The organism is Dawidia cretensis (assembly GCF_018598175.1).
Lineage (GTDB): Bacteria > Bacteroidota > Bacteroidia > Cytophagales > Cyclobacteriaceae > Ohtaekwangia > Ohtaekwangia cretensis.
Window position 1 is genome coordinate 69,282 of record NZ_JAHESE010000009.1, and the last position, 13,882, is coordinate 83,163.

The 13,882-nt window shown below is 50.8% G+C and carries 12 protein-coding genes; 1 reads left to right on the forward strand and 11 read right to left on the reverse strand.

Going from position 1 to position 13,882, the window contains the following annotated elements:
- Positions 1 to 26 precede the first annotated feature (26 nt).
- The 6 genes from KK062_RS11450 to KK062_RS31050 form a co-directional block, all read right to left on the reverse strand.
- Positions 27 to 524, reverse strand: a complete 498-nt coding sequence (locus KK062_RS11450) for a GNAT family N-acetyltransferase (RefSeq protein WP_254084434.1) — start codon at positions 522 to 524, stop codon at positions 27 to 29.
- Complete coding sequence (gene arsB / locus KK062_RS11455; protein ID WP_254084435.1) at positions 524 to 1,573, reverse strand: ACR3 family arsenite efflux transporter; 1,050 nt, start codon at positions 1,571 to 1,573, stop codon at positions 524 to 526. Before arsB ends, KK062_RS11450 begins: the two co-directional genes overlap by 1 nt.
- Positions 1,570 to 2,196, reverse strand: a complete 627-nt coding sequence (locus KK062_RS11460) for an arsenate reductase/protein-tyrosine-phosphatase family protein (RefSeq protein ID WP_254084436.1) — start codon at positions 2,194 to 2,196, stop codon at positions 1,570 to 1,572. Before KK062_RS11460 ends, arsB begins: the two co-directional genes overlap by 4 nt.
- A gap of 45 nt (positions 2,197 to 2,241) precedes the next feature.
- Positions 2,242 to 2,571 carry an ArsR/SmtB family transcription factor gene (locus KK062_RS11465; protein ID WP_254084437.1) on the reverse strand — a complete coding sequence of 110 codons (330 nt, stop codon included), beginning with the start codon at positions 2,569 to 2,571 and terminating at the stop codon, positions 2,242 to 2,244.
- A 139-nt stretch (positions 2,572 to 2,710) separates the two neighbouring features.
- Positions 2,711 to 4,651 (reverse strand): TonB-dependent receptor plug domain-containing protein, encoded by a 1,941-nt coding sequence (locus KK062_RS11470; RefSeq protein WP_254084438.1) that lies wholly within the window; start codon positions 4,649 to 4,651, stop codon positions 2,711 to 2,713.
- 232 nt (positions 4,652 to 4,883) lie between these two features.
- Positions 4,884 to 5,132, reverse strand: a complete 249-nt coding sequence (locus tag KK062_RS31050; protein ID WP_369075170.1) for a DinB family protein — start codon at positions 5,130 to 5,132, stop codon at positions 4,884 to 4,886.
- A 356-nt stretch (positions 5,133 to 5,488) separates the two neighbouring features.
- Here KK062_RS31050 and KK062_RS11475 point away from each other — a divergent pair, with 356 nt between their 5' ends.
- A complete protein-coding gene (locus KK062_RS11475) occupies positions 5,489 to 5,740 on the forward strand; it encodes a hypothetical protein (protein ID WP_254084439.1) in 252 nt (83 codons plus the stop codon).
- 206 nt (positions 5,741 to 5,946) lie between these two features.
- Here KK062_RS11475 and KK062_RS11480 read toward each other — a convergent pair whose 3' ends face one another.
- From KK062_RS11480 to KK062_RS11500, 5 genes are all read right to left on the reverse strand, one after another.
- A complete protein-coding gene (locus tag KK062_RS11480; RefSeq protein ID WP_254084440.1) occupies positions 5,947 to 6,861 on the reverse strand; it encodes an alpha/beta hydrolase in 915 nt (304 codons plus the stop codon).
- Positions 6,862 to 6,954: 93 nt separating this feature from the next.
- Positions 6,955 to 7,476 (reverse strand): GNAT family N-acetyltransferase, encoded by a 522-nt coding sequence (locus KK062_RS11485; protein ID WP_254084441.1) that lies wholly within the window; start codon positions 7,474 to 7,476, stop codon positions 6,955 to 6,957.
- Positions 7,434 to 8,885: a rubredoxin gene (locus KK062_RS11490; RefSeq protein WP_254084442.1), complete on the reverse strand. Its 1,452-nt coding sequence runs from the start codon at positions 8,883 to 8,885 to the stop codon at positions 7,434 to 7,436. The genes KK062_RS11485 and KK062_RS11490 overlap by 43 nt, the downstream gene beginning before the upstream one ends.
- A 26-nt stretch (positions 8,886 to 8,911) precedes the next feature.
- Positions 8,912 to 12,421, reverse strand: coding sequence for a nitrate reductase (locus KK062_RS11495; RefSeq protein WP_254084443.1), 3,510 nt, complete (start codon positions 12,419 to 12,421; stop codon positions 8,912 to 8,914).
- 39 nt (positions 12,422 to 12,460) lie between these two features.
- Entirely contained in the window at positions 12,461 to 13,831 is a 1,371-nt protein-coding gene (locus KK062_RS11500; protein ID WP_254084444.1) for an alginate export family protein, read from the reverse strand.
- Positions 13,832 to 13,882: the final 51 nt, after the last annotated feature.

The following is a 13,882-nucleotide window of genomic DNA, read 5'->3' on the forward strand; positions in this document are numbered from 1 at the left end:
CGAAGCCTGTTTAAAAAAGACGCAGATTAAACGCCTATAATTTTACTTCTTCGCTCAAAGAGCACGGTATTCCGCCATTTTCCGTCTAATTGGGCTATTTTTTCCCGAAACCCGATCTTGCGAAAACCAGCGGCCGTATGCAGGCGAATGCTCGCCTCATTCTCTTCAAAAATCGAGGCATACAACGTCCAAACACCGCTGTTTTCACTTTCTGCTACCAAGTGCTGCATCAATAGGGTTCCCAGACCCTTTCCGCCGCGATCGGGATGCACATACACCGTCACCTCCATCACTCCCTTGTAAACTTTTCGAACAGAAACCGGCTGCAGCCCTGCCCACCCACCAACCTGCCCCTCTTGTTCAATGACCCAAAACCAGCGGGCCGGAAACTTCTTGCTCCACGCCTCAAAATCCGGCACCTCTGTTTCAAAAGTAGCATTGCGTGTAAGGAGCCCGAGGCGGTATATCTCGCGAACAGCCTCCCAATGCGCTGGCTCAAAAGCCAAAATTTTCGAGCCTGTCATCACGACGTCGTTTTCGAACTGTACAATTTATCCCTCAACCAAAAGGCCAGGTTCACCAGCAAGATCAACGCCGGCACCTCGATCAGCGGCCCAATAACCCCCGCAAACGCCTGCCCCGAGTTGATACCATATACACCCACCGCCACCGCTATCGCCAGTTCAAAATTATTACCCGTCGCCGTAAAAGACACGGAAGCATTTTCCGCATAGCTCGCACCCAGCCGCTTTGACAACAAAAAGCTCAGCACAAACATCACGATGAAGTAAATCACCAGCGGCACGGCTATTCGCAGCACATCGAGCGGTATATCCACGATCATCTTCCCCTTGAAGCTGAACATCACCACAATCGTAAACAGCAACGCGATCAGCGTCAGCGGACTGATCTTCGGTATCACATGCTGCACATACCATGCTTCGCCCTTTGCTTTAATAAAGATATAACGTGTTAGAAAGCCAGCAATAAACGGCACGCCCAGGTACAGGAAAACGCTCTCGGCCACATCGCTCATGCTCACGTCTACCACGGAGCCCGCTATGCCAAATCGTGGAGGCAGCACAGTAATAAACAGCCATGCAAACACGCTGTAAAAAATCACCTGAAAGATACTATTCAATGCCACCAGCCCAGCCGCATATTCTTTATCACCCTTCGCCAGGTCATTCCATACCAGCACCATCGCAATGCAGCGCGCCAGCCCGATCAGAATCAATCCCACCATATACTCCGGCTTGTCACGCAAAAACACCATCGACAGCACAAACATCAGCACCGGACCTATCACCCAATTCAGTACCAGTGAAAGGCTGACTACCCTCACATTCCTGAAGACCTTACCCAGGTGTTCATACCGCACCTTCGCCAGCGGCGGATACATCATCACAATAAGCCCCGCCGCTATCAGCACATTCGTCGTCCCCATTTGAAAGGCACCCATCAGTTGCTCCACCGGCAGAAAATTTCCCAGCGCCACGCCGATCGCCATCGCCAGGAATATCCACAGCGTCAGGTATCGATCCAGAAACCCAAGTTGTTTTTTATTGCTCATGCCTTTTTTACTTGTGAAAACGCAAATAAGATTTCCCGTCCAATCTCCCGCACGCGCTCCGCGTACTTAGCCGTTTCAAGTTCCGTCCCATCAAAGGCCTTCGGATCGTCATACCGCAGCGCTATACGCGCCGACGAGCCCAGCACCAGCGGGCAGTTCTCGTCAGCATGGGAGCAAGTCATCACCGCCGCAAAGTCCTCGTTGTGGTTAAACGGGTCGTCATACGTTTTCGAGAAGGCAATAACGGGCGGTGCCTCATCTGCAAACCTCACCTCGTATATTGGATTTTGCCCATCCTTCTGCATCACAATCCTAAAGCCAGCATCCTCCATCGCCTTTACCGCGCGCGGGTTAAAAGCCGTTGCCTCGGTGCCACCCGAATAGCAAGACACGTTCTGTATACCGTAATAGTATGCAGCCGCCTGAGCCCACAGTTGTGACAGATGGCTCCTTCGGGAGTTGTGCGTACAGATAAAATTCAGGTATGTAGGCAACTTTGCATTCACGCTGTCCTGCACAAAGCGCGTCAGCTCACCAATCACTGGCTTGCGCACGGCAGGTATCTCACCAAATTCCGCAGTAAGCTGCGATACAGTCTTCGATAGATCGGTATTGAGGCTCATATTGTATTATTGTAATATTACGTTACGCCTGGTCAAAAAAATGACTCAGCAGCAGTCGTTCTTTTTTACATACTTGGAAAACATATTCATAAACATATCTCTCGCCTCCTCCCATACTTTTTCATCAATACAGTAGTTCACCTTCGGTCCCTCGATCTCGCCTTTGATGATTCCGATCTGCTTCAACTCTTTTAGGTGCTGTGTAATCGTCGATTGCGACAGCGGCAGTACGTCCACAAGATCGTTACAGATACAAGTTTCGTTCGCCAGTATATATTCGAGGATCGCCACCCGTGCCGGGTGATCGAAAGCCTTCGCCAGCGTCGCTACCCTGTTCTGGCGTTTCTTAAATAAGTCAGACTTGGTTATTCCCATATCGTTACAACGCAATATTACGTTATATATTCTAAATTGACAAACTGCCGCCTTGGAGTCGCAATTCGCGGTCAGTTTGTATTTTAACACAGGCCAACGTGACTGGCCTGTGTTAAGTATTTATTTCGTGTATCAACTGTCAGAACTTCACTATTGCAGACACATATATGGCTCTGCCGGATTTACCAGGCATAGAATACACCATCCTCGACGCAACGTCGGGAATGTTAATCTTTTCATCCAGTAAGTTCGTACCGTAGACGCTAAGAATTATTTCTTCCTGCATATTCAATGTGAAGATCTTGGGAATGCTCAGATTTATGTTTGCCGATAAGGTATTGTAACTTTTGGTTTCGCCGTTATGCCCCGGCAGTGCCTCCTGGCCGGTAAACGAATGAAACTTCGACACATACATGTTATACAGCCCCAGTGAAAGGCCCTGGCGAGCTTGAAACCCGACGCCAAGCTTGGCAACATGGTTCGGCATTAACGAAGCATGTTCGGTAATCGTACCATCGTCAGCGACCAGTTTATTGGTCTGGTAAGCATACGAGCCGTTTACATACACACGGGCGCTGGGAACATATTTACCTTCCAGCTCGAAGCCATGGGCTTCGTTGCGGCCCGCGTTGACAAATTTGCCATGTAGGCGAGTAATGTTATCCTCCTTACGGTTGTCAAAATAGGTCGCCGCCAACTCCAGTTTTGTTATTGAATAGAAAACCTGCACATCAAGGTTTTTCAAAATTTCTGGAGTCAGGTTCGGGTTGCCCACGATCACGTCTGATTTGATGTCGGTTTCAATGGCGTATGCCGCACGGAATGCCTGCCCATACAGAATTTTGGTGCCCAGGCTTTTCGTAAAGTTATAGATGGCGCCCACGCGAGGGACCACATTTACATCGACTCCTTGAATTTTATTTACTTGCAATCCACCGATCAATTTTAAAGGTGCAACAGGACGATAATCTGCCTGCACATACCCGTTGTACCACCCTTTGTTGTATTTCGGCACAGATCCTACAAGCTCACCGGTTTGCTTATAACCCGATGCCCCAAACACTATATTCCATTTGTCTGTCGGACGAATAAAGTTGGACACTTCCAGGATGATATCATCACTGTTACCGCTAGCCACCGCAGGCCCCGTTAACTTCAGGTTAAAACTATTCAGCGTGGCATTCACCTTTGTCGTCACCTTTTCGGAAATTTTCAATTCATACCCGATATCGGTCGAAACCCTGCGCGAAAAAGTTGTTTTGCCTGGCAAATTAAACCAAACCGGACTGCCAAACCCAAAAATTGTTTGTGTGCTCTCGGTAATCAGGCTGTTGATCGTTAACCCCTTGTAGCCCACCCGAAAAGCCAGGCCATTGTTGTTCTCCTCATAGTTGGCAGTATCCTTTGCCCCCATAGCATCGGTAGCCGTGAAGCTCCATCCCTTTTCTTCAAATTTTTTGTAACCGATCATGACATTGATGTCACCTCTATCAATATTCACAGAGCCGTCGACACCGGCGCCACCAAACGAGCCTAAATAAGTGCTCACCTTATTTTGGTCACCACCTTTTTTCAGGATGATATTCACAACACCCGAAAATGCATTGGATCCATACAGCACAGACCCCGGTCCACGAATAACCTCTATTCTTTCAATGGCTGTCACCGGTATACCCAGCAGCACCGCGTAGTCTAACCCACCATAGATACTCTCGCGGTTTGGGCGACCGTTGATTAGAAGCAAAGTATGATTGTTACTTTCTCCGGAAAGATCTCCGCGAAACGAAACGATGTTTTGGGGATTCGAGTTCGTACTCACGTTTATCACACCTGTCACCCGTTCCAGGATCTCAGCCAGGCTTAACCCCCCGAACTGCTCAATTTCGCGCGCCGAAATGGTCGAGATAATGCCAGGTGCATCCGAAGCTCTCTCGGCAACCTTAGACGCCGTCACAATGTTCATGTTCATAAGCTCTTCGAGCGACAGCGAATAAAGTGTATCAATAGACATTTCTTCCTGCGCAAATCCCACCAGATAACACTGCAGCATCAAACAGCTTGCGAGCAAAATTCTTTTCATATTCAGCAATTACATTTTTTGGATACCCATCCAAAATCTGGTCCGCCAAATAATTATTGCGTTATCAACCATTTAAAGCAACAAAGGCATTCGCTGTATATCCAATTTGGGAGACCAATTTCCAAACTTTAGAACACCATAAAGCTGATAATCGAAGCTTGAAGGTGGAATAGCCGTCATCAGGACACCACGCCTGCAGCATGCCATGACAATCAAAGCCCATTTCATCCCATCAAATATTCTCTGTCCACCAAAGGTATGCGTCATAGTCCGTTACGGCTATTTCACGTGTTATTCCCAGCGCACGACACATGGTAACGACCTGTCCCCGGTGGTATGAACTGTGATTGACTACATGCAGGATATATTCGTATCGACTTTGCGCGCTGTCAGATGCCTGAATACTTTCAATCAATTGTTGTTCATTGAGTGCGGAGAGGCTATTCACTAACTGCTGTGAGCTTATAACGAGATCGGCCATAACCGCATCGACTACATTCTATTTTACCGGTGCGTTAAACTCATTTATCTCGCCTCTGGCAATTAGCGCATGCCAGTATATCTGCGCCATCAGAATATGTTGGAGTGTCAGATCAATTGTCCCAAAGCTTGATCCCCTTTTTTCATAAAGTATGTGTCGGTCGATGGTCATCAACCAGGAGGTAAGGCGTTTGTTAGCCCAAAGGTCATAACGAAGAGACGGGTCGTGAGGCGTTGAAGATGCATGACTGGCCGTGTTTATGGACATATTTTTATCAAGAATTTGGCTGGCAATTATCAGAGTTGCCCAATAAGCCTTCTTTGGTTAAATTTCGAGTCCACAATACATGCGTAACTATGTTCGAAGGGTCGGATTTCCCCAAGTCGCTTGATGAAGAGACATTTAACCTCTGGCTGGAAAATGGCCGGCAAAGCAAAATAGGCTACAGCCATTTGCTTATCGTTTGGGATGAATACGATTCAACCTACCACCCTCTATACGTTGAGAGTCGTGAAGAAATCGAAGGTTACCAAAAAAATAACCAATCAACGGGCCGCGAATCACTGGTTGCCGTATACGACCTGTATTCTGAATCAAGAATTGCTTAAAAACGCTACTGCTTCTGCTTTTTCCCAAAAGGTCTGTCAACGCAATCGTATTTGTCAGCGCGGGATTCTTCGTAACGCTCGGGTGGATTCAATCCAAACGCCTCGAAGGTTTCAATTTCAAAGTAAGTGTTTATCGGATCTCAAGTCGAATTCACTGGCATAATATACGCTCTTGCTAAACCGAAATTAGCCACGCGATGTACGATTTAACGCAATGTAGACTCCAGGAAGGCGAGTAACGCTTGTCGGGTAGGCTCCGTGTCAAACATCGGCCCGTAGTGTGGCGCATCCTTTATTACCGTCAGTGAATTGCGCACTTTCGCCAGATCCAACCACGCTTTTAAGAGATACGATTGAGCCGTAGGCACATCCGGATCTTTCTCACCATGGACAATAAAGAATGGCGGGTCGGCCTTGTCGACATACGTGGCAGGGCTCGCCTGCTTCGCCAGGTCCGGTCGCGCCAGCGGCGAAGCGCCCAGCAGAATCGAGATCGGATCACTGGCTTGCGTCGGCAGCAAGTCGCCATAGAACATCAAAAATTCAGAAGGGCCGTAAAAGTCTACAACACTGCGAAGAGTAAAGGAAGGTTTTCGCCCGCCGGAATAAAATGCCGTAACGTTGTTGTTGTGTGACAATCCCAACAGCGACGCCAAGTGCCCACCCGCCGAAAAGCCCATCAGGGCAAAGTGACGTTGGTCAAGCTTGTATTTCGTGGCATTGTCGTGCAGGAACTGCACCGCCTGAATACAATCCTGGATCTGCGCGGGAAAAATCGCCGTAGTACTATGCCGGTAGTCGATCGACGCCAGGCCATAGCCCTTCTCCAGGATCGCCCGGATCGTCCCCTTCATATACCCCATATCGGCATACTTGTCGTTGTGCATCCACCCGCCGCCGTGCACCCAGATCACCAGCGGCACGTTACCTTTGGCTCCGGGCGGAAGGTATATATCCAGCAAGTGTTTCCGTAGCGTATCACCCGCATAGGCGATATTGGCATGAAATACTGTTCCTGTGGGAAAAGCATCTTTTATAGCGTCGGGAGGTGTAGGAAGCTGTTGGGCAACCGTTGCTGTTACCAGCAACAGGCTCAGCCATGTCAGGTGTAGTGTCTTCATGGAGTAGTAGATTCATTTTAAGATACTACGAAGACACTTCATAAACAAACAGCGGCAAGTCCTCAGAAGCGATTTCTCACGGACCAAATGTTTCTATTGACGCCAACGGGAGTAAAAGACAAATGTATTACCCTTACTAAATCCCCGTTCTTCCAGAATCTTCTGCATGACAGTATTATCGGTCGCCGTCATAACCTCGATCAGCGTAATCCCCAAAGTATCCAGGCCCTTCTCATAATGTTCCAGGAGCGCGGTACCAACACCTTGCTGCTGCGCCCGCGGGTCAACGATTAACGTTTCAAGATGCGAATACGAATCGTGGTAGTCGGCCATCAACGCTCCTGATAGCCTGCCCTCCGATTCAAAAACAAAAACCTTCTTTTTCCCATCCTGAATATACTCGGCAACGTCCCGCTCGCCGAAGCCGGTAGCATCTTCACCAAAAATGCGGGTATCGCTGTTAAATAAGACCGTAAGCGCGGAGATGTCTTTTTGCTCGGCGAGACGAATGATGCGTGTCATGTAAATCCTTTCAAAGTCCAGCGCAAAGATAACGATAAAGCAGTACTCCGTCAGCGCAGTACCGCCACGAAGTCTTTTTTTGGACTCTCGCACACATGGCAGTGATAAGATGCCGGCAACTTCTCGAACGATATACCCGGCGAAATACCCGCAGTGGCATCGCCATATTGTTCGTCGTATACGGTCAAACAGTGCGGACATTGATACACCGTGCTCGTGCGGGCCGGCTGCGTCTCGGGCACAAAAGCTTGTTGTTGTTCCTTTTCCGGATTTAACTGCCGGAAATACACCTTACTAAGCTCGATGAGCAGCGCGGGAATCAGCTCCCGCCGCACATGTTGCGCATAGGGATGATACACGCCATGATTCGGGCTAAAGTTGTGCGCATATAAAATAGTATAAAATTCACCCGGCAAGGCACCGGCGGGTTTTTCACGCTCGATCACCACGGACGTAAAATAAACCATGTCGCGATGAGTCTTGATCGTAAAGGTCAGGCCGTGCGTGCTGATATCCTGTTGGTCGAGCTCGCGCACCAGAAACCGCTTCAGATCGAGCGCCTCCAGGTCTGTTACCGGCAGGTGCCAGTTTAGCTCCAGCGAAGAATGGCGTTCGTTAATACCATATTTACCCATGAGCTTTTCCCACCGCAGCCGGTCGCTGGCCTTGATGCCTTTTAACACAAAAGCCTTCCAGGGAATGATGTTGACCTTGCCAATATTGATCTCCTGGCACAGGCGGCACGCCGCGCTCATAAAGTCGATGTCATACTGGTTGTTACGCCAATACAATCCCAGCCAATACTGATTATTCAGCATGGCATTAAGGCCTTCGTAATACGGAAAGGGGATCTCTGAAAGCTTGAGTTTTTCAGTAAGCGGCTTATAGTTGATGCGAACCTTCTCATTGTTCAGCACCAGGTTCAGCTCCTCCGTGGTAAACGGATGATACCCCAAAATGAGCTTCTCCAGCTCGCGGGCGATACGCGGTATATCCTGTCCAAAGATCAGGCGGGGCCAGCACTCCAGGGCATTGGCTTTCCGGGGATCACGTATATATAGATACCAGTAGTGCTCTTCGCGAGAGGCAATAAAATTAAGCTCCCCCGTAAACAGCGGCACCAGGCTTTGCAACGGATCCACAATATTAATCTTCAGCCGCGGTCTGTAGTCAAAACTGTCGATCAATACGTTATAGGTATCCTCCTTCAGCCACCGGGTGGAATCAACAACATTGACTGCTACGTACGAGCTGACAATATTTTGATAGGTCGACTGATCACTTCCCAGCTCATAATCGATCTGGATAGCCTGGAAGCTTTCCGCCAGCGCACTCTCGTCCGCACCATTGGCCGGAAACATAATATCCTGACGCGAGCCAAACGACACGTATTTATTACCAAGCGAGCGCGACAGCTCCATGATCTTCAGCAAGTCTATTGGCGAGAGGAAGCCTCCCTTGACAAAAGCGCGTATGAGGTTATGTTTGGCGTGTATCTCCATGAAAATTCGCGGGCGGCAATATAGTGTTAAACGGTTACAGTTTCCAGGCGCAGAATCTTTTGAATTTCAGGCTTGCAACTTCCACACCCAAGACCCGCACCCGAGCGTTGGCAAAGCTCATTCAGCGTGTTGCAACCTGTTTTGATCAACGCCTTTAAATTGCCCGCGCCCACCTGGTTACACGAGCACACCAGTTTGCCGACCACCGGCGCGGCCTTTTTACCGGAGCGCAACAGTTGCAGCCGTTGCGCCGACAGCTCGATCCTGTTTTCGATCAATTCCTTGAACTCGGCAAACTCGCTCTTGTCACCCATCAAAATCGCCCCTACCAGCCTGTCTTCTTTGATGATGCACTTTTTATAATAGCGCATAGACTTGTCGATAAACAATACCTCGTCGTATCCCACCTCGTTCGCCGGTATCTCGGCCATGCCCAGCGAGCACAGGTCAACGCCGGCAAGTTTGAGGATGTTCATCGGCACCGTGCCTTCGTATATACTCTGCACATCGCCGTCGAGGTAACGAGCCAACACATCGGCTTGTTTCTCCGCTGCGGCGGTAATGCCCAGGGTATTGCCCCGGTGCTCTGCGATCTCGCCGATCGCGAAAATGTCGGGATCGCTGGTTTGCAGGTGGTCATTCACGATAATGCCCCGGCCGGTATCAACACCTGCCTCTTGCGCAAACTCAATGTTCGGCCGCGTGCCCACGGCATACACCAGCGCATTGGCATAAAGAGTCTTACCACTGCGCAAGCCCGCGCGCAGCCGTTGCGTGGCATCGTCCCACACCACCTGTTGTACCTGGTCATTGAGGTATACCGCCACGCCTTTCTCTTCAATAAAGTCCAGCAACAACTGGCCGGCCAGGTTATCGACCTGGCGCTCCATCAGGCGGCTACTCATCTGAATGACCGACACCTGAATATCAATCTCGCGCAGCGCCACGGCCAGCTCCAACCCCAGCAAACCTCCACCGATAATGATAACCTGGCCTCCTGGCTTGAGGTGCTCTTTCAGCCGGTCGGCGTCGGGCCGCGTACGCATGGTAAATATACCGGGTAGATGCGTTGGCGCATCTTTGGGAATGAACGCACGGGTGCCGGTAGCCAACACCAGCTTGTCATACCGGTGGCGGCGGCCATGTTTATCTACCACATATTTTTGCTGGCGGTCGACCGACACGATCTCGTTCTCCAATTCCAATGCCACGTTCAGTGACTCAAACTCGCCCGCCTGAAATTTCTGCAGTCGGTCCCACCCCACCGAGTCGTTTACATACTCCGGCAACAACACCCGGTTGTAAAATGGATCCTTCTCTTTTGAAATGACCACAATCTCGTCCGTGGTATTCAGCGCCCGGTAGGTGCACAGGAATCGGAATGCGGCCGCACCGGCACCGGCCACAAGAATGCGCTCGCGCGGTTTAATGTATGGCGTCACCTCCACGGCCGAGAACTTAAAGTCGGGCTCTTTCGAGATGGGGTCGACCAACGTACTGGTTAGATTATTAGCCCGCGCGAGGTCGGTAGTGGCCTTGCCCCAGTGCATGGGCAAAAAAACAACGCCTTGTTTGATCTCATCTGTAATCTTCGCCCGCACCCGCACATCGCCGCGCGCACTGCGTATCGTCACGACGGTTCCTTCCTGTATGTCCCGCGCCGCCGCATCGTCGGGATGTATTTCCAGAAAAGGCTTGTCGATGTGCTGGCGCAGGCGGCTTACCTTACCCGTTTTTGTCATCGTGTGCCACTGGTCGCGTATCCGTCCCGTGGTGAGGATCAACGGGAAGTCGGCGGTAAGTGGCTCCGATTGGTTGGCCGGTTTGTCAAGCGGGAAGAACCGGGCCTTTTGCGAAGGAGTATAAAACCGGTGGTCGGTAAACAGACGTGCCGTACCCGACGATGAAATATCTTTCACAGGCCATTGAAAGGTACCCTCGGTTTTTAAACGCTCATACGAAAGGCCGCTGATATCAATGTTGGTGCCACGTGTCAGACGCGCGTGCTCATCGTAGATCGCCGCGGGCGATGTATACTCAAAACCGTGAAAGCCCATCGCCCGGGCAAAGCGACATACAATCTCGGCATCTGCCAACGCCTCCCCTGGCGGTTCTACCACTTTACTAAGATGGCTGATGCGACGTTCGGAGTTGGTCATGGTCCCCTCCTTTTCAAAGTGACCGGCCGCCGGCAGCACCAGGTCGGCAAAGCTCAATGTATCCGACTTGCGCGAAATGTCTTGTACCACCACAAAACGCGCATTGCCCAACGCTTTCTCCACACGCCGCAGGTCAGGCAGGCTTACCAGCGGATTGGTGCACATAATCCAGATCGCCTTCAACTCTCCGCGCTCGAGGGCTTCCACCATTTGAGTCGCCGTATAGCCTGGTTTCTCCGAAATGCCGGGTACGCCCCAGAAGTCGGCAACTTCGCGCCGGTGAACCGGGTTCTGTAAACTGCGGTGCGCGGCGAGCATCGTGGCCAGTCCGCCTACCTCGCGTCCGCCCATGGCGTTAGGCTGCCCTGTCAGGGAGAAGGGGCCGGAGCCTGGCTTACCGATGTGGCCCGTGATAAGATTCAGACTGATCAACGCAAAATTCTTATGTACGCCCACAACGCTTTGGTTCAGGCCCATCGCCCAAAGGGTTAGAAATCCTTTGGCCGCGGCGATATAAGCCGCTGCCATACGAATGTCTTCCTCCGGCACCGCACAGATCCGTGCGGCATCGGCCAGCGGCACAGCGACGACTGATGCACGATAGCGCTCATAGTCTTCGGTGTGATTATGAATGAATGTATAGTCCACATCGCCGTTTTCAATCAACACACGGGCGATGGCATTGTATAGATAGATATCCGTGCCGGGCAGTGGCTGCAGGTGTAAATCCGCTCCGGTACAGGTTTGTGTCTTGCGCGGATCCACAACGATCAGCTTAACGTCGGGATTACGCTGCTTGTGTGCTTCTATACGACGGAAGAGAATCGGATGACACCATGCCGGATTGGCACCGGCAATCAGAAAGCAATCCGCCAGCTCAATGTCTTCATACGCAACCGGTACAGCATCTTCCCCCAGCATATTCGTATACCCAGCCACAGCGCTGCTCATACACAACCGGGAATTTGTGTCGATATTATTTGTACCGAGAAAACCCTTTACCAATTTGTTGACGACATAATACTCTTCCGTCAGGCATTGCCCCGATACATAAAAGCCAACAGCGTCAGGTCCGTGCTTTTGAATGATCGTGCTAAACACGGCCGCGGTGCGTTTCAGGGCATCGTCCCAGGTAACACGTTCCAGCGGATGGTTGCGACTGCGCCGCATCTCCGGGTAGAACAACCGGTCGCTGTGATCGTTCATGGCATAATGCAGATTCATGCCTTTCGAGCACAGCATGCCTTTGTTCACCGGATGGTCTTTATCCCCCTCCACCGTGACGTTATTGCGTCTGTCCCTTTTTACAACAATACCACACCCAACGCCACAGTACGAGCATGTTGTCTTAAAGGATTCTTCCCGCGCGATTGTCATTTCTTTCGTATTAATCGTTCTTCAAACTGGTTCATACTCCTACAGGTTTGTCCACGCGGGCCGAAGCACGAGCATGACATACGCCCAATTCGCCGAGCGGTCGGCATTCTTTATGTTCTTTACTTTCGATGAAGTGAGGGTTGTCGACGCCAGCATAGCGCTATAACCACCTTCGATCTGAATGATGTTTGAAAGCGCATACTGCGCGGTGAAGTCGATCTCCGTGCCCAGGTAGCGATCCATCCACTGACCATCTTCACCATGCACTCTGTCCGGCAACGAGAAATAGTGCACGTCGGCCATACATGTCAAACGCGGGCTCGCCACCAGCTTTGACTTCACGTATAGATCTGTCAGACCGTTGGCACCAAAACCATCCGCCACATAGAAATAATCCATATAGCCCCAGAACTTATGGGGTGTTCCATACAACGGATCAAAGCGCTGGTATTTCCGCGAAGGGTTGTCGCCATTGTTACCCGAAGTAAGGTCTACGCCCGGGCCGACGCTAAATTTCTTATTCACGGCATACAACGCCGACAGCGAGAAAAGATACTCTTGTAAGGATGTGCCCACCCGGTATTTTCCTCCCTGATAAAAGGCCGTGGCGGCGAGTGACACACGTTTCAGCACCGTGCCAAAGAAATTACCGCCAACGGTATAACGACTCCAGGCACCCCGTTCATAGAGCGGTGTTCTGGCCAGCGTATCGGTTGGCGCAAAATGGAACTTGCTAAAAGCGTCCTTAAAAAACAGGAACGACGCATTCCCGAACGGCAGCTTACGACCGACGTATAAAAACTGCATAGACTTATACAGCGCCGTCATGCCATTGGTACTGGCCGCATAGCCTGTGGGTGTACCGTTGTAGATCGTATTGGCCTTACGTTCGGCATTCTGATTATACCCCGCGCCAAGATGCGCCGTCCAACCCTTGTGCTCAAATTTCAATAAAGCAGCATCATGCCGGCGCCCTTGCTGAAGCCAATCCAAATTGCCGAGCAGGCGTACATCGTCGTACACCAGCTCCTGCCGACCGATTTTGAGTGTAAAGTTTTTTATAACCTTGCCCGTGTCCACCAGGCTAACCTCACCCCAGGCTTCATGTAGCATCAGGCCATCGTAAGCATCGGTGGTCACGCGGTTAATAGACGAGGCATCTTGCCCCCAGACGCGAACATCTTGTATCGCCGTATAGAAAGTAAACCGATGGCCGGTATACCGCAGGTTCACACGCGTGCGTTGTGAAACAAACGCGGCAGGAACCGTGTCGCGTACCGAGGGTGTTCCCTGTCCGTCGCGGTATTCGCCGCGCGTGCGCAACTGCGCCGATACCGCCACCTGGGCGTGTACCGAAGCCGGTCCCAAAATCAGGAAGGCTAGCAAAAGAATAATAAACTTGCCATGCATAGGTAAAGCGGTTAAGGTTACAGAAAGAAATGTCCTAAGGTTGGCGTCCGG